Source organism: Marivivens niveibacter (genome assembly GCF_002150005.2).
GTDB classification, from domain to species: Bacteria; Pseudomonadota; Alphaproteobacteria; order Rhodobacterales; family Rhodobacteraceae; genus Marivivens; species Marivivens niveibacter.
Map to the genome: position 1 here is coordinate 241373 of NZ_MSPP01000003.1, position 25359 is coordinate 266731.

Sequence of the window (25359 nt, forward strand, 5' to 3'; positions counted from 1 at the left end):
GCCAGATCACCTGACGGGCCTTTGTTTTAGGCGACAATGGGCAAAGTAGGGGGAGGAACCTTTACCCAGAGCTGCGCCTTAATTCAGCGGTTCGTTTTCAATCGTCTGCGATGCTTTGCTGATCGCAATGCGGCGCGGTTTCAGCGCCTCGGGCACTTCGCGTTTCAGGTCGATATGCAGCAGCCCATTTTCCAGCGCCGCATTGGTGACCTGAACGTGGTCGGCCAGATGGAAACGGCGGTTGAATGCGCGCGTGGCGATCCCGCGGTGCAGATAGGTCGTTTCTGGTTCTTTGTCTTTGGCACCAGAAACGAACAGCGTGTTTTCGCGTAATTCGATGGTCAGATCGTCTTCGGCAAAACCTGCGACGGCCAGCGTCACGCGCCATGCCTGTTCGTCGGTTTTTTCGATGTTGTAGGGGGGATAGCTTTGGTTTGGGCTATCGTTTGTCATCACGCGGTCCATCAAATCGGCGATCTGATCATAGCCAACGGTGGCGCGGTAAAGGGGTGCTAGGTCAAAGCTTCGCATGGGTCATCCTCCAATGAGCGACAACTGATAATTATGCCTTCCATCATGGACAGGCGGTTACATGACAGGACCCGTTTGGCATCCTGTGAAATTTATTTGTGTACGGGTAAATCGGGTTTCAACCCCGTTAGGGGCGAATAAATTTCGCGCCTGTATCGCGGCGCTGACCAGGGGTGATGGACTGCGGTAACCCTGTCTGCATGTCGTCAATTTCTTGAACCAAAGCATCCAGCGGCGCACCTAGGCTGGCACCCAAAGAGATCGGACGCCCATTGGTTTCCGACATTGCGGAAACAATCGAAACGATTTCCAAAATTCCATTGTTGTCACGGAAAACGGGCGACCCTGATGCGCCAAAATCAACTTCGCAGGTCAGAATGATAACTCCGTCCTGCTGCCCCAACACGTCACAAATTTCTTGCAATGACGGGGCTTCTTCGCGGCCTTTGGCATAAGATACGACACCAACAGTATCGCCGCGCCGTGGGCTGCCTGCAATGGGATAAGGGGCCAGCGATGGCAGGCGGATAGGCTGCGTAAGACGCAGGAGTGCTAAATCATGCGCGACCTCTGACGCCTCGATCGCACCACCCGGACGGAAATCGGAATGCGCAACAACGCCCGCAATGCTGCGGTACGCTTCGGCGCGGCCTTCGCGTAGTCCAGCGCTGAATGTAAAACGATTTGCAGAAATGGCGGTGTTGTCGCGGTCATAAATACAATGAGCCGCTGTTAAAATCAGGTCTTCGCGGATCAGAGATGCCGTGCAAAACCCTTTGCCTGCAATATCCAACCGTCCAACCGACGCCCATTGCCGTCCGTCTTGGCGGCTGGTCAATTCGTTCAGTACGGTGGATTGCGCCCATGCCCCGCCAGCCCCTGCAAAAACCATAAAGGCACAGAGCATTTTCCAGACATTTTTGGCGCGTTTCATCATGTGCATTCTATCGCAGGGATATCAGGCATCTTTATGGCACATGGCAGGTATTTGGAACGGATTATTGCCTAAGATTTTGCCGCGCGATAATCAGGTTTTATGACTTTGATAGACCACCTGACTTTGCTCACACTTAGCGACGGTTTCGCCGCGATTTTCATTTTGCTTGCTTGGGCAGCTGTCGGGTGGGTCATCGAACATCCACCTAGCACGAAGCCATCGGTGTCTTCGCTTATGGCGTCCTATCGCAGTGAATGGATGGCAGCGTTCGAAGCCCGCGATAACCGTATCTTTGACGCGCAGATGATGGGTACCTTGCGGCAGGGGACATCGTTTTTTGCATCTACCTCGATCCTTGCGATCGGTGGTGTGATTGCTTTGATCGGCAATACGGATCAGCTGCGCGGTGTTGCGCAAGAATTTGCAAACGCGGATGATCCTGTGTTCGTCTGGCAGTTGAAATTGATTTTGGTTGGTTTTTTCCTGACCTTTGCCTTTTTGAAATTTGTCTGGGCACACCGTTTGTTCGGTTATTGTGCGGTGGTCATGGGCACTGTCCAACACCCCGGAACCAAAGGCGGGGCACATCGGTCAGAGCAAGCCGCGCAATTGAATATTAGGGCATCCATCAATTTTACACGCGGGTTGCGGGCCATGTATTTTGCGTTGGGCGCATTGGGATGGTTGATGGGGCCGATTATGCTGATCCTATCAACCGTAGGCGTTCTGTATCTGTTGTGGAGCCGCGAATTTGCCTCGGCCCCTCGTGATATTTTGATGAACGGTTAACGGCGCCCTTCGCGCAGCCATGCGCCAACGACCAAGGCCGCAGCGATAATTAAAAACAGCCACGCTGGAACCAATGGGATGATCGACACATCGGCTGTCAGATAGGCCCCACGCGGTGTCACGCCCAACCAATTGCTGGCGGCAGCAATGCGGCCTTCGCGGACCGCGCGGATGTTAAACTCACCCGTTTCTTGTCGGAACGCACCGCCACCGGTTTGATCCAGATAGGGGTCTATCACGCTGTCAGTCGCGATTGTTTGTTCGAATTCTTTGGGCGCGGCTGGACCGACTCCAATGACGGTTTCCTGATCACCTTCGGTTATGCGGAACAACCCCAATTCTTGGGCGGTATATTCTGCCTCGAAACGGCCGGGGGTGGTTTGTTCAAGCGCGATGACCTGTTCGCTCCCATCGGGCGCGGCAACGGTCGCATCGCCAATGGAATCCGACATCGTGCGACGAATGATACGGATTGTGTCGCCGTTCACTTCAGCCCAAAGCGTTTCTTCCTCAAGCTCGGGTTCTTTCATCATCCAGTGGGCCAACCGGCGCAACAGTTCTAGCTGGGGGCCGCCGCCTTCGAAACCGCGGTCCCATAGCCAAGATTGGTCAGAGGTCATCAGCGCCACACGGCCTTGGCCCACGCGGTTTAGAACCAACAGCGGCCGTTCATCCGCACCTGTCATTGCGACGGTCGCATCGGGCGATGGAATAACATCAACCAATCGGAACCACCGTCCCCATTCGGGCGTTCCATCGGGGGCAACTGTGGTGAACTGTTCCAACCCTTCGGTCACAGGATGGCGTGCGCCCAGTTTGGTGATGATTGGGGTGAACCCTTGTTCGATGACCTGCGCGGTTGGGGCACCCGGAATGATATCGCCCAAGGCCGACCGATAAATGCTGTCAGCACCACCGAATTCGGGACCAGACGAAACCAGCAATGCCCCGCCGTCTTCGACGTAGTAGCGAATGTTCTCCAAATACGAATTCGGCAAAATCCCGCGACGACGATATCTGTCAAAGATGATCAGATCGAATTCATCGATCTTTTCCAAAAACAGTTCGCGGGTCGGGAACGGGATGAGCGACAGTTCATCGACGGGCACGCCGTCCTGTTTTTCGGGTGGACGCAAAATTGTGAAATGTACAAGATCGACGCTGCTGTCGGATTTTAGCAGATTTCGCCATGTGCGTTCACCTGCATGTGGTTCGCCCGACACTAGTAGCACGCGCAACCTGTCGCGCACGCCATTGATCTGTATGACCGCGGCATTGTTGCGGTCGGTCAGTTCGCCGTCTTCTGTTGGAACGGTGAATTGCAGAACGTTCATGCCGCCGTGGGGCAGGGTGATCGGCACCTCGATATCTTGACCGATCGGAATGTCGAACAGGAACGGTCGCCCACCGTCAATTGCGATAGCAAGCTGAGCCAACCCGCCGGTTTGTGGGGCGGCGCCTTGGTCTTCGATGCGCAGGGTCAATGTGATCGGTTCGTCGATTATGCCGAATGCGGGCGCGTTTCGGACGATCAATCGGCGATCCCAATCGGTATCCTGACCTGTTTGCAGCAAATGAACCGGCGCTTCGATCAAAGGGGCGCGGTCCATGTCATGAATGCGGCCATCGGAAATGACAAAAGCCCCCGCGATACGACCAGTGGGTTCCTGAGCTAGGGCGCTGGACAAAGCGGTCATAACTCGCGATCCGCTGTCCTGTTCACCGTCACGCACAGTGATTTCGCGCAGTTCGGTATTCGGCAGTCCCGCAATCTGTTCGCGCAGGTTTTCCAGCGCGGCCTGCGATTGGTCATCGCGCCCGTTGATGCGTTGGCTCGCGCTTTCGTCGATCACCGCCAAAACGATGTCGGATAATGCTGTGCGGTTTTCCGATTTCAACGCTGGGTTCGCCAGCGCCGTTAGGATTGCAATCGCCGCCAATGCGCGCAGCCACCAGCCGACACTGCCGCGCAGCGCCGAGAATAGACAAAACGCGATCGCGGCGGCGGTTAGCCCAGCAATCACAGCCCAAGGAAGCAGCGGATCAAAGACAATATCGGTCATTCGCCAAGCCTATCCAACAATGCAGGCACGTGGACCTGATCCGATTTATAGTTCCCAGTTAGCACGTGCATCACTAGATTGACCCCGAACCTGAACGCGATTTCCCGCTGTCGTGCGCCTGCATTGCCGCGCCCGACTGGGAATAGAAATCTACCTGTGTCATCCATCGCCCATGCTGCAGCCCAATCGTTGCCACCAATCACGACCGGAGTGACGCCATCGTTCAGATTGCGAAATGGCATGCCGTCGATTTCACTGCCTGCGTTCACTGAGGCTTCGACCCAGATATCGCGCCCGTTGTAGCGCCCTGGAAAATCCTGAAGCAGGTAAAATGTACGGGTCAAAATATGATCCGCTGGCATGCGTTCGATGGGGGGGATGTCTAGGCCCGCGGCAATGGCTTGCAGTTTACGAGCTTCGGTCGTTGTGGTGCCATACTGCGCAAAATCAGCGTCGCGCGTGTCAAATACGATCATCCCGCCAGAACGTAGATAGTCGTTCAGTTTGGAATAGGCGTCTCGGCTGGGCATCGGTTGGTTGGCTGTAATCGGCCAATAGATCAGCGGGAAAAACGACAGTTCATCCGTTTCGATGTTCACGCCCACGGGAGTGTCCGGTTCGATAGAGGTGCGGCGGGTTAAAGTATCCGATAACCCATACAGCCCTGCGAAGGCTGCGTCATCGACTGCAGCGTCGCCTGTAATGACATGCGCCAAAACCACATTGGATGTTGCAGCAATTGCGGCTGCATCCGATTGCGCTTGGGCGTCATTGGGCATCATCATAGCCGCAATAAATGCCGCAACGATCCCGCCCCGCAGTCGCCCAGACAGGCCCAATGTTGCGATGATGTCTACAAACAACAGCGCCAGTGCGGCGGCCAAAAACCAACCCATCAAAGGCGTTTCCGGTGCATCTGTGATTGTCTCGACTGTGATGTCAGCAGGCCATGTGGCGGGTGCGATTTGGCGTTCGGCATCGATCACATTCAACGCGATGGCGCGATCTTCGCTGGTGTATAGACCTGGCGGAATGTCTGCGGATGGCGTGAAAGCAGCTAAATCTTCGCCTGTTGTTCCTGCTAGATCAGCGCCGCTGCGTAATGTGCCATCTGCCATCAGGATTTGCGCCGGTGTCCAAAACGATCCAGCCAAAATTTCAGCAGATGGTTCGGTATTGCCGCTGATGACCGACAGGCGTTCGAGCATTTGAACGAACAACCCTGACAACGGTAAATTAGACCATTCGGCATTCGCGGTGACATGGAACAACACAATTTGGCCCGCGCCTAACGTATCGCGCGTCACAAGCGGCGTTCCATCGGTCAATTGCGCGATCACGCGGCTGGATAGTGTCGGATCAGGTTCTGCGACTACCTGAGCGGAAACTGCGATGTCTGCTGGGATCGGCAGTCCCGCAAACGGGCTGTTTTCTGCAAAAGGCGCGAGCGTTTTGGGCTCGCCCCAGCTCATTGTTCCGCCGACGCTGCGGCCCCCGGATCGTAGCCGGACGGGCAGTAGTGGGTCCGCCTCAATTGAAAACTCAGCCGCTGCCAGTCGCGGCCCAGCAAAGCGTAACAACATGCCGCCTTGTTCAATCCAGTCGGTCAGTAATTCAATTTCCAAGGGCGAAATTGTTGCCACATCGGCCAAAACAATAACATCTGGATTGGCAGGAATGGCATCGGTGAGAGGTAATTCGATCAGGTCGGCATTAGGGCGCAACGCTTCGCGTAGATAGTGTAGGGGCGATAGCAATTGCAGGCTTTCGGTGCTGGTCCCGCCAGATACCAATGCGATTTCGCGGCGTTTCAGGCTGTCATCCGTCAATGTCACAGCCCCTGCGCTGTTTATTCCCGAAATGACAAAACGGGTGACGCGGTTTCGCTGTTCGGGGGGCAGATCGAATTCGGTGGTCGTTCCGGTTTCACCATCAGCGAAAATAATTGGCGCAGATGCCAGTTCGCGTTCGATCCCTGCTGGGTCCAAACCTATGGCGTGGGCGGTGTAATCTGCTTGGCCGCCATGTGTTCGCGTAGCGCTTAGGGTTACGGTCGCGCCGTCAATCACCGCAGGGCGCAGCCCCACGACAGGGCGGTTCGTTTCGAAAACGGTGACGGTTCCGCGATCTTGTAATGCGGCCAGAATATCGCCGCGCACGTCGCGATCTATTCCGTCAGACAGCCAATAGGTGTCGAATGATCCGTTTTGTGCCGCTGCCCAATTTGCCGCCGTTTCTGGAACGTCCCATGCGGCTGGGGAAAGGTTTGCAACCGACCGCAAAGCGACGTCTGCGGACATGAATGGCAGGTCTGTTGGCAGGTCCGTCAGTGTCGCAACTGCAACGGTGCGTTCGTTGCGTGCGGCCTCGGCGATTTTGGATTCGATTTGATCCAGCCGCATTGACCAATCTGGTGCATCCGCCCAAGTGCCATCGGCGATGATTAACAATGGCCCTGATCCGGCAGAGCGTGTTTCGGGGTTTAAGATCGGGCCAGCAAATCCGATGATCAGTCCTGCAATCGCCAGTGCGCGAAGAACAAGCAGCCACCATGGCGTACGATCGGTTTCAACCTCTTTTTCCTGCAGGCCCAATAGCAGCGCTACACCGGGGAAACGGCGTTGGATTGGCGCAGGCGGCACGGCTCGTAGCAGAACCCACAAAATAGGTAGGCCGATCAAAGCGACCAGTAACCATGGCGCGGTAAAGCCTATTGTGCCGAATAGTACCATTAGCGTGTCTGCTCCGTCGCGGTGTAGAGCCACAAAAGGGCCGATTGCGCGCTGTCGCCTGTGTGGTGCGTGCCGTATTGCCAGCCAGCGGTTCGGGCCAGCGCTGCAATCCGATCTTTGCGTTCGGCCAGACGTTCACGGTATCGCGTGCGCAGGTCGCCCGCCTTTTGCGTTTCAAACCGCAGGCTACCGCCCATTGACTGAAAAACCGTGCGCCCGTCGAATGGGAAATCTTCTTCGGCTGGGTCTAGGATTTGAAACAGGGTGCCGCTGACGCCGCGATCTGCTGCGCGGGTTAGGGCCGTTTCCAGCGGGGCCAGATCGCCCATGAAATCCGACATATAGACCGCGCGCGAATTCGGCAGGATGCCCGCATCGTCGGGCGATCCATAATCCGATCCATCGGCCTGCGCGACCCATTCGGCGATGCGCATCGACTGGGCCTCACCGCGGCGGGCGGGGATATCGGCGCCGATGACGCCAACGCGTTCGCCGCCCCGTAGCAGCAACAGGGACAAGGCGGTCATCAAAACGCCAGCGCGGGCGGCTTTGGTCGGGTGGCTATCGGCAGAGCTGAACGACATAGACGCCGACCTGTCGATCCACATCATGACCGTTTGGGCGATCTGCCATTCTTTGTCTTGCACATATGTCGTGTCGGAACGGCCTGATCTGCGCCAGTCGATCAATCGCGCTTCGTCCCATGTTTGCGCTGGGCGGTATTGCCAGAAATGATCGCCCATGCCCGCGCGGCGGCGTCCGTGTTCGCCCATGATTACGGTCGATGCCAATTGATCCGCCTGCGCCAATAGTGCGGGCAGGGATGCGGCGACGGTTTCCGCACTGGCGCGTAGGGTGATTGGGTCGGTCAAGCGGCGGCCTCGGTTCCCGTGAACTGATCGGCGGTGGCGTCGATGATTTCATCCAAAGTCGTCCCGCGTGCTTTGGCTGCGAATGTCAGCGCCATGCGGTGCATCAGAACGGGCGCGGCCAATGCGCGGACGTCCTCGGGCGATGGGGCTAGGCGGCCGTTCATCAATGCTTCGGCCCGAGCGCATAGCATCAGCGCCTGCGCCGCGCGTGGGCCAGGGCCCCATGCCACGTTTTCATTGACGATAGCGGGTGCATCGGGGCCAGGGCGACATGCGCGCACCAGATCAAGGATCATATCCATGATGTTTTCACCAACGGGCATCTGACGCAGCAGCGCCTGCGCAGCGATCAATTCATCGGCGGTGAAAACGGCATGGGCGTCTTCCTCTGCCGCGCCTGTGGTGGCGATCAGGATATCGCGTTCCACGTCACGGGTCGGGTAGGGCACGTCGATCTGCAATAGGAAACGGTCCAGCTGAGCTTCTGGCAATGGGTAGGTGCCTTCTTGTTCCAGCGGGTTTTGGGTGGCCAGAACGTGGAACGGTTTGCCCAATGGGCGGTGCTGGCCTGCGATGGTAACCTCGCGTTCTTGCATCGCTTGCAGCAGCGCGGATTGCGTCCGCGGGGACGCGCGGTTGATTTCGTCGGCCATCAGTAGCTGACAGAAAACGGGGCCTTCGATGAAACGGAATGACCGCGACCCATCAGCGGCTGTTTCCAGAACTTCGGACCCCAGAATATCGGCGGGCATCAGGTCGGGCGTGAATTGGATGCGGCTGCCGTCCAATCCCATGACGGTGGATAGCGTATCAACCAGTCGGGTTTTGCCCAGACCAGGCAGGCCGACCAGCAATGCGTGACCACCTGCAACCAATGCGGCCAACGTCAAACTGACGACACGTTCCTGTCCAATGAACCGTTTGGAAATGCTATCACGGGCCAGAACCAGCTTTTCACTTAGCTTTTCGATTTCAACAACCAGATCGGTGGGTGCGGCCATGACAATGCTCCTAGGTCACTCTATGTTGTTAGAGAACCAGATATCACCACTGATCCCAATGGCAAAAACATGACTGGACAAAAGATTGTGACCCCTTCGGCACAAAGCCTTGCTTCGGCGGCGCAGGCCGCATCGAAAAAGGGCCTGCCGCCTGTCGAAAAATGGAATCCGCCGTTTTGCGGGGACATCGACATGCGGATCGCGCGGGACGGGACGTGGTTTTACATGGGCACGCCAATCGGACGGCACGCAATGGTGAAACTATTCTCAGGAATCATTCGGCGCGATGGGGATGACTATTTTCTAGTGACGCCCGTCGAAAAGGTGAGGATCACCGTTGATGACGCGCCGTTCGTTGCAATTGATTTCGATGTCACGCCTGACGGGCTGTTGTTCACCAATAACGTGGGCGATCAGGCACTGGCGGGGGCAGATCATCCGATCCGCATGGAAACTGATCCTGAAACGGGTGAACCGTCGCCCTATGTTTTGATCCGTCGAAACCTATGGGCGCTGATCGACCGCAAATCGTTCTACCGTCTGGTCGATCTGGCCCATGTGCAGGGCGACCATTTCGGGGTGACTTCGGGTGGCGCATTTTTCCCGCTCATGGCGGCGGACGCGCTGGATTAATCTGGTTCCTATCGTGAACGCAGGCCGCGACAGGGAAACAAAGTCGCAATTTGTCTGCGCAAATGACGTTTCAAGACGAAAAATGACGTTTCGCGCCCCTTTCGCCTGACGATTTGGTGTGTATCACAGGGTAAATCTAATCCGGAGTGATCCATGTCTAAATTTGCTCTTACCGTTACGTGCCCATCGACCCGCGGCATCGTCGCTGCGATCGCCAATTATCTGGCTGATCAGGGTTGTAACATTACTGACTCGTCGCAGTTTGACGACGCGCAGACCGGAAATTTCTTTATGCGCGTCAGCTTTACCGCTGAAACGGGCAAAGAACAGGCCGAGCTAGAGGCAGGTTTCGCAGAGACCGCGAAACAGTTCGACATGGATTTTGCGTTCCATGACGAAGCCGAAAAAATGAAGGTCATCATCATGGTGTCCCGTTTCGGTCACTGCCTGAACGACCTGCTGTATCGCTGGAAAATCGGCGCGTTGCCAATCGATATCGTCGCGGTCATTTCGAACCACATGGATTACCAAAAGGTCGTCGTGAACCACGACCTGCCGTTCCACTGCATCAAAGTGACCAAAGAAAACAAACCGCAAGCCGAAGCGGCGATCATGCAGGTTGTCGAAGACACTGGCGCAGAGCTGATCGTTCTGGCGCGCTATATGCAGGTTCTGTCGGATGCGATGTGCCAGAAGATGTCGGGCAAGATCATCAACATTCACCATTCGTTCCTGCCATCGTTCAAAGGCGCGAACCCATACAAACAAGCGTTCGAACGCGGCGTGAAACTGATCGGTGCGACGTCGCACTATGTCACCGCCGATCTGGACGAAGGCCCGATCATCGAACAGGACATTGTTCGGGTGACGCACGCGCAAGCCGCAACCGATTATGTGTCGCTGGGCCGCGATGTCGAAAGCCAAGTTCTGGCGCGCGCAATTCACGCGCACGTCCAGCACCGCGTGTTCCTAAATGGCAATAAAACGGTGGTTTTCCCAGCCTCTCCTGGCGCTTATGCGTCCGAACGCATGGGATGATCTCAGCATCAGATTGGTTTGATCGGGCGGCACTTTGCCGCCCTTTTCTTTGGCGGATTGGGGTTTTAAATTCGGGGCAAAAGGAGCTTGCCATGAGCCTACCCCCATTGGACTGGGATGATCGTTTCGCGAACGCTGACGGCTATTTGTTCGGAACAACGGCGAACTATTTTCTGACCGAAGTGGCCCATCTGCTGCCAAACCATGGGACCGCGTTGGCCGTGGCGGATGGCGAAGGGCGCAATGGCGTCTGGCTTGCGCGGCACGGGTTGGACGTTACTTCGGTTGACGTGTCTCCAACTGCGCAGAAACGGGCGGCGGATCTGGCGGCAGAGTTTGATGTTTCGCTCAATCTGATGATCGGCGACGCGCATGACTGGGACTATCCCGAAAACGCATTTAATGTCGTAGTCGAGGTTTTCACCCAGTTTTCCAATCCCGAACAAAGAGCCCGCAAATGGGCCGGTATGCGCCGTGCCTTAAAACCGGGTGGGACGCTGGTCATTGTTGGCTACCGCATTGAACAGTTGAACAACACGTCTGGCGGCCCGCGTCACCCTGATCACCTATATACCGCGGATCTGTTGAAAGAGGCTTTTGCCGATTTCACGCTAAAACGCATGTCACAGGACGATTTGGAAATGGCCGAAGGGGCGGGTCATGCTGGAATGTCGTCGGTGATTGGTGCGGTCTGGCGAAAGCCCGAATAAAAAACTGGCAATGGTTGGCAGGATGCTGACAGTATGCTGTCAGCAGGGGTGTGTCACATAGAGTGCATCACAACTCTAGGAGATACAAAAATGACCACCATGCCAGCTGTTGTTTGGACCGAACTTGCCGTTTCTGATCTGGAAAAATCGGTCGCCTATTATCAGGCCGTTCTGAACCGCCCCGCCCATGTCAGCGATGTGGCCGCAACGACCACCTATGTGTTCGGCGATAATTCTGTGACCGGTTTCCAGTTGATCCCAGCCGAAAATCACGTGGCGAACCAATCGGTGATCCACGTCATGGTCGCGGGATCTGTTGAAACGGCCGTTGAACGCGCCGAACAAAACGGCGGGTCGTTAGAGGGCGACATCCTGACCATGCCATTTGGCAAAATCGCCTATACGCGGGATATCGACGGCAACCGCGTCGGCCTGTTCGAACCTGCCGCCTGATGCGCCGCGCCGATCGCCTGTTTGAAATCGTTCAATTGCTGCGCGGTGGTCGGTTGACCACGGCTGCGCAATTGGCAGATCGGCTCGAAGTATCAAAGCGTACCATCTACCGCGACGTCACTGACCTGATGGCCAGCGGCGTTCCCATCACGGGCGAAGCGGGGACAGGATATATCATGGGCGCAGGTTTCGACCTGCCGCCCTTGATGTTTTCGGAATCCGAAATCATTGCTTTGGTCGCAGGCGCACGCATGATCGAGGTTTGGGGCGGCAAGCAGATGGGCCTAAATGCGACCGAAGCGATTGTGAAAATCGCCTCCGTCCTGCCTGACCACCTGAAATCGCGGATCGATAGCGTTCAGGTCAACACCGTGGATATGAATGACCTAACCGACGACACGCGGCGGCACGTTGATACGGTCGAACAGGCGGCTCATTTGCGCCAATCGCTGACAATGGCGTATCGCGATGAACAGGGCGCGGTTTCCCATCGCACCGTGCGGCCTTTGGGCGTTTGGTATTGGGGCAAGGTCTGGACGATGGTGTGCTGGTGCGAACTGCGCAACGATTTTCGGATGTTCCGTCTGGACCGCGTTGTGGATCTACAAATTGGCGAAGTCTTCCGCGACGAACGCGGCAAAACCTTGCGTGATTTTTTCCAATCGGACCGCATCAAAAACGATCCGCGCCCGCCCAAAGGAAAAGGCGCCCCGTAAGGCGCCTTTGGTGTTTTACAGCTGGCCGATCGACCAGAATAACGTTTCGCCAGAACTGTCGTCGACGCCGTCATTGTCGGTCGAAACCCACGCGGTGCCGTCTGGGAAAATTGCCAGACCTTCGACTTTGTCCACGATGTAACCGCCGTTTGCTGCCAGATCAGGGATCAGGTCATAGACGACTTCGGACGATACAACAGGCAGGTCGCCGCCCAGTTCTGCAGGCACCATTTCGGACGCAGGGATGCGCACGATCTGTTTGGTGACTGCGGCCGCGCCGATCTGGTTGTCGCGTTCGATCAGGTAAACGTAATCGCCGTGCGCTACGATTTCCGACAGGCCAACCCAGCCTGTTTCTGGCGCGACTTTGTTAAACAGGACCGCGCCCCATTCTTCGGTTTCGGTGTTATAGGCGACCAGTTTCACGTGGTTATCCGCGTCATCGGCCCATTCACGTTGAACGGCCATCCATAGGGTGTCGCCGATCATGGTGATGCCTTCAAAACCGAACCGCTTTTCAACGGCCAGCAGTTCAGCAGGCAGCGCGATTTCTTCTTCGATCTCTCCGTCTGCGTTCACGTGGTAGATGCCGTGCGGAACCATGCGGTCGGTGCGGCCTTCGGATGCGATCCAGAAACCGCCGTTACCGTCCAGCGTGATGCCTTCCATATCCAGTTTTTGCGCAGGGAAGCCGCCGCGGGTCACTGGGGTCGCATCGGTGATGCGGGCAGGGGTCTGGGTGGTGTCGATGGTGAAAATGGTCGGTTGATAGGCGTAGAAACTATCGTTCACAGCGTAGATCGTGCCGTTGTCGCCTGCGACCATGCCCGAAATTGCGCCCCAACCGATCAGTTCATCCGCACCGGCAGAGGTTAACTGGGGGTAAGCGGCTGGCGCGTCTTGCAGTTCGTAGACCATGACGTGGGCACGGACGCCGCCGTCTTCGATCAGGTCGGCCTCGTTCGCGGTGACGAACAGGTTGCGTTCTGGGATGGCGATCGCGCCTTCTGGGGCGATGCCCGATGGCAGGATGTTTGCCAGAACAGGTGCGGCGGGGTCGGTTACGTCATAAACGGCCACGACCGATGCGCGTTCGGACAGAACGAACAAGTACGGGGTGTCACCGAAAACAGCGAATTCCATGCCTTCGGGTTCGTTGCCTTTGGCGTCCGACCGTTTGTCTGGATAGTGGCCCGATTGGATCACGGCGTATTCCATCGCGGTGCCAGATTCATAGACCACGGTGCTGTCTTTGTGGAAAATGGTAAAGCCGCGCGAACCGCCGTCCATGTCGCCTTCGTTTGCGATGGCAAAGTGGTTGTCGTCGATCCATTGCAGGCCATCAGGTTCGCGTAGGCGGCCCATCTGGTTTTCGGTGAACGTCAGCGTTGCGCGTTCGTCCGTTGCGTCGATGTTCATCAGATCGACAGCACCTGCCGAGAAATGGTTCATCACTGCGCCGTCTGCATCGATTACAACGATTTCGTTGTTTTCCTGCATGGTCACTGCGATTTCGCCCAGACCGTTCACATCAACGAATTCAGGCTCTGGGTCTTCTGGAGCGACTTCGGCCAGACCTGTGACGTCTATTTTCATCAGGCTGTCGCAGTCCATCGCGCCGTCCTGTGCGGCGACTTTGACAACGTAACCACCTGGGGCTTGGCCCACGCGGCCATCACCCAGATCTTCGTCGCGTTCGTTTTCAATCGCAACGGTGACGAACGACCCATCAGGGGCCACGGCGGTGGAATCGGGCTGACCGCCCAGATCACATTCGCCCGTGATTACGCGGCTGTTCAGGTCGATCGACACCAATTTGCCCGACGGCGCGGTGTAGGATTCGGACGTGTTGACGCCAACAAAGGCAGTGTTGCCGATAACCGAAACGGCTGTTGGTTCGCCGTCCACCGCGATGTTGCCCAGCGGGGCGGGGTTCGTTGGGTCGGTGATGTCGATCAGGCCGATGACGCCCAGCGGACTATCGGTGTAGACCACCGTCATGCCGTCTGCGGTTGCCGAAATAATCTCGGCCGAGGTTTCGCGAGCCAGATCTTCGCCTTCGGACATGTTGCGCGGCGTGGCAAAGGACGAAATGCGGTTGAAATTCATGTCGGCCATTGCCTGACCAGCGGCCAAGGCAAGGATGGACGTGAGGCAGACGGATTTAAAGTTCATGCTGTTCTCATGCGGGTTTAATAAAAAGACGCATGTCGCATGAAGGAATGTCATGACCGCCGTATGAAGCGGCCATGACGGTTTTGTAAAACGTCAGACGTTTGTGCAGATGTATTTCAGTTCGAGGTAATCTTCGATCCCGTGGTGCGAACCTTCGCGGCCCAGACCCGATTGTTTGACGCCGCCAAACGGGGCGACTTCGGTCGAAATGATGCCAGTGTTCACGCCCACGATGCCGTACTCCAGCGCCTCTTGCACTTTGATCACGCGGGATAGGTCGTTGGCATAGAAATAGGACGCCAGACCAAAGATCGTGTTGTTCGCCAGTTCGATCACTTCGTCTTCGTCTTTGAAACGGAATAGCGGCGCGAACGGGCCAAAGGTTTCTTCGGTCGCGACTTTCATATCGCTGGTCACGTCGCAAACGATGGTCGGTTCAAAGAACTGAGCGCCTTTGTCCGATGCTTTGCCGCCAGTGATGACCTTGCCGCCTTTGGACAAGGCGTCTTCGATATGATCGCGGACTTTATCTAGCGCTTTGGGTTCGATCAGCGGGCCCAGATCGGTACCGTCGTCCAGACCATCGCCGACCTGCAGCGCCTCGACGGCCTCTTTTAGTTTCGCGCTGAATTCGTCGTAGACAGCGTCCTGCACATAGATGCGGTTCGCACAAACGCAGGTCTGGCCGTTGTTGCGGAATTTACAAGCAATCGCGCCTTGAACGGCGGCGTCGATATCGGCGTCATCGAATACGATAAATGGCGCGTTGCCGCCCAGTTCCATCGAACATTTCATCACCTGATCAGCGGCTTGACGCAGCAGAATGCGGCCCACTTCGGTTGATCCGGTAAAGGTCAGTTTGCGGACTTTTTGGTTTTCACAGAATTCTTTGCCGATGCCCGATGCGTCCTCGGACGTAATCACGCTGAATACGCCCGCAGGGATGCCAGCCTGTTCGGCCAGTTTCGCCATTGCCAGCGCGGACAGTGGCGTTTGCGATGCAGGGCGGATAACGAACGAACAGCCCGCTGCCAGCGCAGGGGCGACTTTGCGTGCGATCATCGCATTTGGGAAATTCCACGGGGTGATACCCGCCGCAACGCCGATGGGTTGTTTGATGACCGTAATGCGTTTGTCGGACATATGGCCCGGAATGGTTTCGCCATAAACGCGTTTAGCCTCTTCGCCGAACCATTCAACAAAGGACGAGCCATAGGCGACTTCGCCGCGGCTTTCGGCCAGCGGTTTGCCCTGTTCGGCGGTCATGATGATGGCCAGATCCTCTTGGTTCTCCATCATCAGGTCGAACCATTTGCGCAGGATTTTCGCGCGGTCCTTGCCCGTCTTTTTGGCCCAGTCTTTTTGCGCGGTATAGGCCGCGTCAATCGCAGCGGCGCAATCGGCGCGGGGCAGGTCAGGGACTGATGCGATCACGTCGCCTCGGGCGGGGTTAATCACGTCAAAGGTTGCGCCGTTCGACGCATCAATCCATGCGCCGTTCACGTAGGTCTGTTCACAAACCAGATCGGGATTTTTCAGCAGGGATTTCAGGTTGGTGGCGGTCATCGGGCTCTCCGTCTGGAAATTTGATCATATTTCAAACATGGGGGCGCCAGATCGTAAAGCCCCTTTCGTCTATTGCGGCAAAGGAACCAGCTGAGCGCCCAAATATTCTAACTTAGGTGTGTCATCCAATTCATAAGGAAAGCCACCAAAGGCATATTCGGACATCACAACAATGGAATTCCGCGCGCCGATCCGGCGGCGCAGACGTTCCTGTTCGGCAGGAGAGAAAAACTCAGCCAACACCACAGGAACCGCGTTCGCATATCCGGTCGCGACATAGGTGGTATCCACAAAAGCGCCCGGTAAATCCACGTTGATTGGTTCGGGGGTATCGTCGTCGGGGCTATCGAAACAATAGGCCAAAAGAGCCTCTTCGGTGTCGAAATTTCCGGCAAAGATATGGACGCGCGTCATGCCTTCGGGGATCGACGGATGGTCGTCTGTGTCGTCATTATCGCTGGGCATAGCGGGGTCAAACAGGCTGCGCCAAATGCTAAGCATGATGGTTCCTATCCCTGTGCGCTACCGCTCAATGATGATAGCGTCGCATCCAAATCTGTGTCCGCATCAATCTGCACGTATTCAAACGTGATGTCATCTGCCAAAGGATCATTCGCCATTGCATCCAGTGCATTGCGCACAAACGCCGCGCTGGCGTTTGCCCATACATCGCCTTGCGCGGGGGAATTCGTCAGTACCGCGATTTTCCCGCCATTTGCGGCTGCCATTCCCGGTACGAAATGCCGTCCGATCATGTAAACGGGGCGCAATTGCGATTGTGTCAGCGCGTCGAAATGCGCAACGGGGACGGCAAAGCCCTGACGCATGGGGCCATCCGATAAGCAAATGATGATATCAATATCGCCCAGCTGATCGGCCAGATCATATGCCAGACCAGCGGCGCTACCGTTGTCGGCCAAATCGCCCGCCATCGAAATCCCATCGGTTCCCGTGACGACAGATTTAGCCGCTTCTCCGTCTGGATCAACGGCCGCGAACTTGATGCCGAATTGGTGTAAAGCTGTTGCGATTTTTGGCGCGACATCAGACGTCGCCCCGTAAAGGACTGCAGTAGAAATTTTCGAATTGGTCATCAGGCTATTTTGACTTTTTGCCGCCTTTATCTTTTTTGTTTTTCTTATCCGTCTGCGCATTGTCATTTTTTGACGGTTTCAAACCTTGCCATGCAGCATTGGCCAAAGTCGCTGCCAGATCATCGTTTTTACCCGCGCTGGATTCCAGATAGTGGTCCGCAGGCCCGAAAATCAGGGCCGATGCCACGGACCAGTCAACATCCTGAATGCCACCGTCATTGACCCAAGTTTGGAAAATTGCCGCGCATTCCCGCATCTGTGTTTCGATTTCCACGGTCAGCGGGGCAAAGTCAGGGTCGGATTTCGATCGCATCATTAGATCGCGGTGGAACCGATATAGATCGGGGTTGGACCAGCCCCAATTCAGGTAATGTTCGATCAGCGCGGCGATGGCCTTGCGGGGTTTGTTCGATGCGTTGGCCATCACTGTTGCGAAATCTTCGGGCTGGCCATCCATCCAGATTTCATAGGCTATGGCTGCTTTGCCCGAAAACGCGTGATAAATTGACCCCACCGTTGATCCGCTTTTGCGTCCGATCTGGGTGATCGTCGTCGCCGCATATCCGTTTTCTAAAAAACCTGCTAAAGCAGCGGATTTAATTGCGGTTCTTCGATCAGTCATTGCGGCCTCGTTAACGTTTCAGGGTCACGATACGCAGGCAACACCGCAGATCACAGTGTTTTTTCGCCCTGTTTGTCCTTTTGGTCACATATCTGTGCAATCTTTTTCAGAGATTTGCGATTTTGACCTTGGGTGCTAAGTGTCTGGGCAGAAAATATTGGATTTATGTAATGCGACCTTTGGCTTTTGTGTCTATTCGTTCGGTTTTCGCGCTATTCGGGCTTTTGGCTTTGGTTGCGTGTCAGCAAGAAGAACCAATTGAAACCGCACCGCCCGAACCTGTTATCGTTCCGGGTTATGACACGATCATCGATAACGGCTATGCCCTGCCGGCGATTGATGCGTCCTATCTGGCAGAGCCTAACCGCCGGGTTCTGGTTTATTATTCGGGTGACGAAGAGCCCGGTACGATCGAAGTCGATATTTACGCCAAATTCCTCTACTGGATCATGGACGACGGGACCGCGTGGCGTTACCCGATCGCTGTTGGCCGTTTGGGTCGCGCGATCCGTGGCGACACTGTCATCCGCCGCAAAGTTGAATGGCCGGGCTGGACGCCAACCGCAAATATGCTGCGCACCGAACCCGACGTCTATGGCGATTTCGCGGGTGGTATTCCTGGCGGGCTGCGCAGCCCACTGGGCGCGCGGGCTCTGTATTTGTATCAGGGAGGCCGCGACACCTATTACCGTATCCACGGCACGAATGATCTAGCGTCCATCGGTAATTCTGGTTCGGCTGGCTGTATCCGTATGTTCAACCACGACATCATTCATCTGTTCGACATGGTTCCGCTGGGCACTGACGTCGTGATGCGCAGCGAAGAAGATTCGATCCGTATCGAAGATGAATTTTATGATCGCGGTATCGAACTGCCAGCCACGCACATTGATCCCGATGATATCTATGGCGAAGACGCAGTTTTGGCAGACCGCCCGATCGCTGAGATTTTGGCTGATCAATTGGCGCCCGCCGAGGAACAAGACGCCGAAGAGCCGCAAGAAGACGTTTAAAAGATGAAGAGGCAAGGAATTTTGTCCTTGCCTCTTTGTTACAACCGTAGGCTTTACTACATCTGGATTAGATTTGATTGATACAGGTGTAATATGTCCAATTTCGACGCGCAAATTCGTGAATCTCAGGCCCAAGTCGCAGAGGCGCAGTCAAAAATTTCTGAGCTGACCTCGCGGATCGAAGGTGCGCGCGCGAAAATGGCAACGGGTACCGATGTCACCGTTGATATCGAAAACGCCACACTGGACGACGTTCATGCCCATACAGAGGCGATGAACGCCAACATCGCCGAACTGATTATGGGTTTGGATGATGTCACCGCTGGTTTCCAATCTGATTTTGATGAAATGCGTTCGAAAACCGCGATGGAGAAATTTGTCGGTATCTTTTCACGCGGCAAATCTGAATCCATGCGTCAGGAACGTATGCGGACCGCGTCGATTGATGACAAATTGCAGGACCTGATCGCCAAATCGAACACCATCCAGCAGTTGCTAGAGGGCCAGTTGGCCATTCTGAACGACCAAAAAACCAAGGTGGATGACAACCTGAAATCCACGCTGGATGAACGCGAATTCACTGTTCAGGAACTAGAAAAAGTGCGCGCCGATATTCTTGCGATGGACCCGAAAATCATCGAACTGGAAAACAAAATTGCCGTTGAAACCGATGCGGCTGCGCGTACGGCGCTGGAAACGCAACTGGCGGATTTGAACGCGCAATACAACGAATTGGTTCAGACCGAACAGGTCAAACTGGCGAAGTCCCAGACGCTGGAACGTTATATCGAAAAGGGCAAAACTTGGCTGGATTCGCTGCAAAATCAGGCCGCAACGCAGATGGTTTTGATCAACAAACTGATGACCGACACCAAACAGCGTGTCGTTCTGTATGATGCCCTGACCAAATCGTTGAAAACCGCCCAGCAGCAGGACATCGCCCACCGCATCAACGAAATCGGCGTTCAAACGGATAAAGAGGCGCAGCAAGCCATGGCCGCGATTGGCTCTGCCACGAATTCGCGCATGGCCGACATGCTAGAGGCCCACGAAGACCACATGGTTTTCGCCCGTAAGGTGCTAGAGGAAAAGGCAAAAGCCGACGAACGTTTCCTGCGCCGTTTCCAAAAGATCGTCGAAAAGCACGACAAAAACGCCTATGGTCAGCAGTAACCGATAGGGGACTGCATGACCGACGCAAAATCCGACCTGACGCTGGATCATTTCCAGCTAGAGGACACCCGCATCACGCGGCGCTATTTTGACAAATTCCAGAAAATCACTGGCTATTTGGGCAAAGTCGCCGCCGTGATGGAGGTAGAGGGTCGTTACAAACGCCACGAAATCGATGTGATTGCCCGCTATCTGGTGGCGCTGAACCTGTCGTTTCGGGCTTTGCGGTACAAATACCTGTTTTCGGGTCGGTTTGCGCATGCGGGGAACCTGACCTTTGACCGCATCGAAAGCGGCTTTCCCGTTTATCCCGAACTGCTGGAAATGGCGAATGACGCGCAGCAGGCGCAGCGCCATTTGGACGGGATCCCGTCCGAGGCAGAGCTGAAGGACCAAATGGTTCGCCAAATCCTGACCGATCAGGCGATCCCGACGAAACTGCAATACGCGCTGTCTCAGCGGATGTATTATCAGGAACTGGCGCGAGGCGGATTGTTTTGGTCGCGCAATGATCCCGATGTGATTTGGCGCGGGGATCGTGATGGGCGGCGTAAATACCTGATCCACTGGGCCGTCTACGACAGCCAGATCAACCTGCCGACCATCTATCTGATGGAAGTCGAAGACAGCGGAAAAATCGGCTTGCCCAAAGACGAACGCCGCTGGCCCGAGGTGATGCAGCACCTGATGGCGCAATCGGTCGGCGGGCTGAAACTGCTGACAATTGCCAAAGGTTTCGACGAAGATTTCGACGATCTGCACCCCAAACGTCTGCGCCGCATTCACATCGGCCCGATGTATTCCCACGCGTTTACCCAACAATCCGGCCCCCTGCGCGAAGTGTTGAAAAAGGCCAAATCGCCCGTAGGCGAAGATTGGGCGCTAGTTTGGACCGAAGAGGATCTGAAATCCGAACGGGTCGAGGATGTGAAATCGGGCTGGTTTGGCCGCGTTGAACGTCAGATTTTCGCTCTGGACCCGTTTGCGGGGCGTGGTGCGGATACGGGCGCGACGTCAATGGCGCGGTCGATCATTATGCCTGAACGGCCCTATCAGGCGCTGGCCGAATTGAACCCCGCGGGTTTCGGGGATGTACGTAAATTTGTGGTCAGCCCTACGGGCCGCGTGTTGAGTTATAGGTAGAACATGAGCCAGAACACCGGACAGATGGAACTGCGCGAAGCGGACATTCGCAAACATTACCCTGCTGCGCTGGCGCTATTGCAGGGGTTCGATCACGCCCCGCGCATCGGCAAACCTGTGGCGTCTTTGCCCGAACGGTCCCCTGGCATCGGCGCACGCCGTGCGTTTCGGGCCACGACACCGGGTTTGGCTGCGTCTCGGTCCACCCGAAACGAAGGCGTGCACCTGATCGAAACGATCGAAGAGCTGAATTCAAACGACGGCCTGATTTCGCCCGCGCAGTCGGCGGTTCTAAACGCCCTGCGCCGTGCGATTGCGGTTGCCCGCGCCGTTGGGGATCAGTTCGCCGAAATTAGCGGATTGGCCGATCTGAAACGCGCCAATCTACAGGGCGGTATGGCCCCGTCAAAATCCGTTGAATTCGCCGAAGCGTTATCCGCCGAAGCTTTGGCCAGCTTGCACGTATTCGGGTCGTTCCTGACTTTTGCCTTGGCCGACCGCGTATCGGACGTGACCGTCGATCAGCCCGATGTGGTCGAGGTGCTGACCGAAAACGCGCTGCTGGGGATGCAGGGCGCACTGTGGGAACTGGAGCGCCAGATCGAAGGCCGCGAAGACAGCGACGAGCATCTGGTCGCCCGCGTTGTCAGCTTTGCCGAAGTGTTAATGGAAAAGGTCGCCGCCCGCGCCGCCAACGCGCCGCGATTGGGCGCCTTTGTTGACGGTAGCTGGCGCACGGATGACGGATTTACCGTGAACGGTTTCACCGCCGCCCGCGCTGCGAAATCAACGACCCTGACGATGCAGTTCAAAAAACCGCACGAAGTCGTCGGTAACCACATCGCCAAATATCAGGCGATGAAATTGGCCAAAATGCTGATGGCCTATGACTTTGATCGCAAAATGAACCCGTTCGCGGATCTGGGCGGTTTCATCTTTACCTTTATGGGGGATGGCGCACCGGGGACGGGCAAGACCACTCTGATCCAGATGATGGCGGGGATGGTACATGATTATTGCCAGATCGCGGGCTATCCGTTCCGGTATCAGAATTTCGGCATCGACAATATTGACAGCTATCAGGGCAAATCGGGCCAGAATGCCAAGGCGTTCATCAACACCGTTCTGGACCCATCCGTCATCGGGTTTGGGACGATTGATGATATCGACCAGATCGCAGGCAAACGCGGCGACCGTCAATCCAGCGCGGGCCAGCAAGAGGTCACCGCCGTGTTTATGGAGGCATTCGCGGGTGCCAACACCGTCGTGCGCGGCAACTGTACCTTTGGGATGTTTTCGAACTTTCCTGAAAACGTGGATGATGCGCTGCGCCAGCGGGCAGGGGCGCGGTTTTTGGTGGACGGCCCCCAAACGCGCGAAGATTACATCGACATCTTGTCGTTGCTATTGGCCAAAAATCACGACATCCCGTTGGGCCAGCACGATCTGTTTTCTGCACAGCAAATCAAACGCGCCGTGGCCCGCAGTTTTGAATCTCACAACCGCCCGAAAGAGGCGCGGTTGGAACAGGTCTTTGACCGACTGCACGGCCAGATCGGCCAGCCTGATACCATCGCCAAATTGGGCGCATATCTAAAAGCGATCCAAGAGGCCGATCATCGGTTCACGGGCCGCGCGATCAAAAACATCACGGATGCTGTCAAAGTCCGCGCGATGGATTTCGAACTGCCCGACGAATGGATGGAAAATCCCGAACTGTTCTTGCGCAAAGATTACGACACCAAACGCAACATGATTTCCGATCTGCGCCAGCCGATCACCACCGACATGGTGCTGCAGGAAATCAACCGCTACGCCGATAGCGAATTCCGCTACGCAGGCAAATCCGATGAAGCCGCAATCGAACAAATGGTCCGCGATCTGCGCCTATCCGAAGAGGCAAAGCGCCGTTACTTAGAGGGCAAGGTATGAACATTTTCATCCCCGCAGTGATCTTGGCGCTGATCGGCTGGTTCGTGCCGCGTGTTTTGGGGAAACTCCTACCCGAAGGCGTCCGCCCGCTGTTGTTGAACGCTCTGCTATCCACGTTGATCATGGGCTGTCTGGGGATCGTATATTTCATGGTCCTATACGTGATCCAAGGCATGCCGCTGTCGGCGATGCTGATGGACGGGGTGGGGCCTGCGATCGGATATTTCGGACGGTTGTCCATGATCTCGGCCCTGATCTGGGCGCCGATTATGATTTTGTCGCTGGCGGGATTGCCGCGCAAATGGACGAAAGAGGTGTGGTGATGAAACGGGTTGCTACCCCCTTTATCGCGGCTCTTGTGACCGCTTTTGGTATCGCAACGGCGATGACCATTCAGATGTGCGGTGTCAAAGGCCTGATTTCCCCCATGACCGACGGCATCTGCGCCGCGACAGACACCCCAGCCGAAGTGTTTTCAGCCTTTTTGGTGTTGGGATGTTTCGCGGGCATGTTCATTTTGGCGATCTGGGTCGGTATCTTGCTTTTTCGCGATAGGGGGCAGTGATGTATCGGCTCATTGAAAAAGGTTTGATGTTTGGCAATCTGGTGCGGATCGACAGCCCAGTTTTGGTTGAACGTTACAACCGCGCCCTGAAATCCCTGACGGGTCATCAGACGGAACAAACCGAATTTCACATCGACATTTCGGGTTTTTCGCCAGAGGTCGCAGATGAATTGGGCGACCCGCTGTATCTGAACCAGTCGGGCGTGAACCGCCAGTTTATCCTGCTCACGACGGAGCAAAAAACCGCGCCATTATTAGACGCAAAATTTTCCACTTCGCGCGGGATACTGCGGCAATTCATCGACGCAAATCATGAACAGCTGTTTGCACTTACCGCTCGTGATGCCGTTGCGGGTGAAATGGTGAATTCGGTTTATCACGCCGATACGCCAAATGATTTGTTCAACATTCGCCGTATCACGATCGAGGCAGACACGACCCAAGGCACCGTGAAAACAGCCGCCACATTGGGCAAGTTGATTGATCGGTTCAAATCCGAACCGGACGCATGGTGGGATGATGTGCTGATTGGCGAAATGATCGGATTGGCCAAAGAAACGGGTGATGTAACGCGCAATCCTGTGACTTTGACGCAAAACAGTTTCGACGCCGATGACTTTTGGACAGCACACTTTGGCGGCGTATACCTATTTCGCAGCTACGGCGATCCGGTTGTGATTGCACATGATCGGCTGGCTGTTGATGCGAAATGCATAACCTTGGCGGATCGGGGCGCGATTGCAAAATTTCTGCGCCAAAATCGTTTGGCCGAACCGTTGGCAGATGCGCGCGGCGTTGATGCCGCCTCTATTCTGCATCAGAAAATGGATTTCATCGTGGCCGAGGTCGCTGCGCGCCATGGTGAAACATTAGTAGGCGCCACGCGGCGCGATATGCGCATTCTGGGCCGAAAATACGCAGCAGAGCTGCCGCCAGAATGGAAAGGTTTGGCCGCTTTGGCACGCTGGGCCGAAGGTGCCGGGGAATGGCCCCGCATCGACAGCGATCATCCCGCATATTTCTATTCGCTGCGAGCGTCGCGTAGCAAAAACACCGATCTGGTAAACATGCTGCTGGCCGAACTGGCGCCACTGGATGTGCGGCAGCTGTTCATCTGTCATAAAGACGCGTTTTACGCGGATTACGCCAAATGGTCGGATGCGAAAAAAGACTATGTGGCGGATTTTCTGGCTCGTGAATATGCAGCGGACAAAGCAGGCACACGCGCCAAATTATTTGGGCATCACGGGCTGCCGAACGTGCCAAAAACCGAAAAACGCGATATCCTAGATGCGGTTGGCCCTTGGGGTGCGATCAGACGGGGGCGGTGATGCGGTTTATCTATTTTATGGTTTTGGGCTTTGTCGTTTTGACGGCTATCTATTTTGTGGTGTCGATCTATTCGCGATCGGTTCGCCGCGAACGATTGGAAAAACATTGGGATCACGACAATCCGGGGGGTGATCCTGCGGCGCGTGCGGATTATATCAACGCGGGAATGGCAAAATACGAAACGGGTTTTCGTAAAAAGCTGATTTTTTTGGTCTATGTTGTACCGATCATAACGGTTGGCGTGATCATGTATCTGGTGAATTGAGAAT

25 protein-coding genes are annotated in these 25359 nt (G+C 55.7%); 14 read left to right on the plus strand and 11 right to left on the minus strand.

The features are described from left to right. Positions 1-78 precede the first annotated feature (78 nt). Together BVC71_RS09880 and BVC71_RS09885 are read right to left on the minus strand one after the other, a co-directional pair. Positions 79-531, minus strand: a complete 453-nt coding sequence (locus BVC71_RS09880) for an Hsp20 family protein (protein ID WP_086451503.1) — start codon at positions 529-531, stop codon at positions 79-81. Positions 532-658: 127 nt separating this feature from the next. Continuing rightward, complete coding sequence (locus BVC71_RS09885; protein WP_240516830.1) at positions 659-1465, minus strand: trypsin-like serine peptidase; 807 nt, start codon at positions 1463-1465, stop codon at positions 659-661. 102 nt (positions 1466-1567) lie between these two features. Between BVC71_RS09885 and BVC71_RS09890 the strand changes: the two genes are divergently transcribed. After that, positions 1568-2257 carry a DUF599 domain-containing protein gene (locus tag BVC71_RS09890; protein WP_086451504.1) on the plus strand — a complete coding sequence of 230 codons (690 nt, stop codon included), beginning with the start codon at positions 1568-1570 and terminating at the stop codon, positions 2255-2257. Here the strand turns inward: BVC71_RS09890 and BVC71_RS09895 are convergent. The 4 genes from BVC71_RS09895 to BVC71_RS09910 are packed head-to-tail and all read right to left on the minus strand — an operon-like array spanning position 2254 to position 8925. Then, positions 2254-4320, minus strand: a complete 2067-nt coding sequence (locus tag BVC71_RS09895) for a hypothetical protein (protein WP_086451505.1) — start codon at positions 4318-4320, stop codon at positions 2254-2256. The two genes, BVC71_RS09890 and BVC71_RS09895, sit on opposite strands and share 4 nt — an antisense overlap. Further along, complete coding sequence (locus BVC71_RS09900) at positions 4317-7052, minus strand: DUF4159 domain-containing protein (protein ID WP_086451506.1); 2736 nt, start codon at positions 7050-7052, stop codon at positions 4317-4319. Before BVC71_RS09900 ends, BVC71_RS09895 begins: the two co-directional genes overlap by 4 nt. Beyond that, positions 7052-7924, minus strand: coding sequence for a DUF58 domain-containing protein (locus tag BVC71_RS09905; protein WP_086451507.1), 873 nt, complete (start codon positions 7922-7924; stop codon positions 7052-7054). The genes BVC71_RS09900 and BVC71_RS09905 overlap by 1 nt, the downstream gene beginning before the upstream one ends. Continuing rightward, positions 7921-8925, minus strand: a complete 1005-nt coding sequence (locus tag BVC71_RS09910; RefSeq protein ID WP_086451508.1) for an AAA family ATPase — start codon at positions 8923-8925, stop codon at positions 7921-7923. Before BVC71_RS09910 ends, BVC71_RS09905 begins: the two co-directional genes overlap by 4 nt. 69 nt (positions 8926-8994) lie before the next feature. On the opposite strand from BVC71_RS09910, the gene BVC71_RS09915 reads away from it, so the two are divergent. The 5 genes from BVC71_RS09915 to BVC71_RS09935 all read left to right on the plus strand — a co-directional run bounded on the left by BVC71_RS09915 (position 8995) and on the right by BVC71_RS09935 (position 12475). After that, positions 8995-9558 carry a DUF1285 domain-containing protein gene (locus tag BVC71_RS09915; protein ID WP_086451509.1) on the plus strand — a complete coding sequence of 188 codons (564 nt, stop codon included), beginning with the start codon at positions 8995-8997 and terminating at the stop codon, positions 9556-9558. A gap of 153 nt (positions 9559-9711) precedes the next feature. Continuing rightward, positions 9712-10596, plus strand: coding sequence for a formyltetrahydrofolate deformylase (purU, locus tag BVC71_RS09920; RefSeq protein WP_086451510.1), 885 nt, complete (start codon positions 9712-9714; stop codon positions 10594-10596). Positions 10597-10688: 92 nt separating this feature from the next. Further along, positions 10689-11306 (plus strand): class I SAM-dependent methyltransferase, encoded by a 618-nt coding sequence (locus BVC71_RS09925; protein ID WP_086451511.1) that lies wholly within the window; start codon positions 10689-10691, stop codon positions 11304-11306. Positions 11307-11396: 90 nt separating this feature from the next. Beyond that, positions 11397-11759 carry a VOC family protein gene (locus BVC71_RS09930; RefSeq protein ID WP_165767754.1) on the plus strand — a complete coding sequence of 121 codons (363 nt, stop codon included), beginning with the start codon at positions 11397-11399 and terminating at the stop codon, positions 11757-11759. Beyond that, positions 11759-12475: a helix-turn-helix transcriptional regulator gene (locus tag BVC71_RS09935; protein ID WP_086451513.1), complete on the plus strand. Its 717-nt coding sequence runs from the start codon at positions 11759-11761 to the stop codon at positions 12473-12475. The genes BVC71_RS09930 and BVC71_RS09935 overlap by 1 nt, the downstream gene beginning before the upstream one ends. 15 nt (positions 12476-12490) lie before the next feature. Here the strand turns inward: BVC71_RS09935 and BVC71_RS09940 are convergent, their stop codons facing one another. The 5 genes from BVC71_RS09940 to BVC71_RS09960 form a co-directional block, all read right to left on the minus strand. Next, positions 12491-14650 (minus strand): esterase-like activity of phytase family protein, encoded by a 2160-nt coding sequence (locus tag BVC71_RS09940; protein ID WP_086451514.1) that lies wholly within the window; start codon positions 14648-14650, stop codon positions 12491-12493. Between the two features lie 93 nt (positions 14651-14743). Further along, on the minus strand, positions 14744-16216 hold the full coding sequence (locus BVC71_RS09945) for an NAD-dependent succinate-semialdehyde dehydrogenase (RefSeq protein ID WP_086451515.1): 1473 nt from the start codon (positions 16214-16216) through the stop codon (positions 14744-14746). Positions 16217-16285: 69 nt separating this feature from the next. Continuing rightward, a complete protein-coding gene (locus BVC71_RS09950; protein WP_133064517.1) occupies positions 16286-16717 on the minus strand; it encodes a hypothetical protein in 432 nt (143 codons plus the stop codon). A gap of 8 nt (positions 16718-16725) precedes the next feature. Then, positions 16726-17310: an SDR family oxidoreductase gene (locus BVC71_RS09955; RefSeq protein ID WP_086451517.1), complete on the minus strand. Its 585-nt coding sequence runs from the start codon at positions 17308-17310 to the stop codon at positions 16726-16728. 4 nt (positions 17311-17314) lie between these two features. Continuing rightward, entirely contained in the window at positions 17315-17932 is a 618-nt protein-coding gene (locus BVC71_RS09960; protein ID WP_086451518.1) for a TetR/AcrR family transcriptional regulator, read from the minus strand. Between the two features lie 170 nt (positions 17933-18102). Here BVC71_RS09960 and BVC71_RS09965 point away from each other — a divergent pair, with 170 nt between their 5' ends. The 8 genes from BVC71_RS09965 to BVC71_RS10000 all read left to right on the plus strand — a co-directional run bounded on the left by BVC71_RS09965 (position 18103) and on the right by BVC71_RS10000 (position 25355). Continuing rightward, the gene (locus tag BVC71_RS09965) at positions 18103-18945 is read left to right on the plus strand and encodes a L,D-transpeptidase (protein WP_086451519.1); all 843 of its coding nucleotides are present in this window, start codon (positions 18103-18105) and stop codon (positions 18943-18945) included. A gap of 93 nt (positions 18946-19038) precedes the next feature. Then, positions 19039-20118, plus strand: coding sequence for a coiled-coil domain-containing protein (locus BVC71_RS09970; protein ID WP_086451520.1), 1080 nt, complete (start codon positions 19039-19041; stop codon positions 20116-20118). A 15-nt stretch (positions 20119-20133) separates the two neighbouring features. Next, positions 20134-21261 (plus strand): hypothetical protein, encoded by a 1128-nt coding sequence (locus BVC71_RS09975; protein WP_086451521.1) that lies wholly within the window; start codon positions 20134-20136, stop codon positions 21259-21261. 3 nt (positions 21262-21264) lie between these two features. Next, entirely contained in the window at positions 21265-23193 is a 1929-nt protein-coding gene (locus BVC71_RS09980; protein WP_086451522.1) for an AAA family ATPase, read from the plus strand. Continuing rightward, positions 23190-23516, plus strand: coding sequence for a hypothetical protein (locus BVC71_RS09985; protein WP_086451523.1), 327 nt, complete (start codon positions 23190-23192; stop codon positions 23514-23516). Before BVC71_RS09980 ends, BVC71_RS09985 begins: the two co-directional genes overlap by 4 nt. Beyond that, entirely contained in the window at positions 23516-23758 is a 243-nt protein-coding gene (locus tag BVC71_RS09990) for a hypothetical protein (RefSeq protein ID WP_086451524.1), read from the plus strand. The genes BVC71_RS09985 and BVC71_RS09990 overlap by 1 nt, the downstream gene beginning before the upstream one ends. Continuing rightward, on the plus strand, positions 23758-25089 hold the full coding sequence (locus BVC71_RS09995) for a DUF6638 family protein (protein ID WP_086451525.1): 1332 nt from the start codon (positions 23758-23760) through the stop codon (positions 25087-25089). Before BVC71_RS09990 ends, BVC71_RS09995 begins: the two co-directional genes overlap by 1 nt. Further along, positions 25089-25355: a hypothetical protein gene (locus tag BVC71_RS10000; RefSeq protein WP_086451526.1), complete on the plus strand. Its 267-nt coding sequence runs from the start codon at positions 25089-25091 to the stop codon at positions 25353-25355. The genes BVC71_RS09995 and BVC71_RS10000 overlap by 1 nt, the downstream gene beginning before the upstream one ends. Positions 25356-25359: the final 4 nt, after the last annotated feature.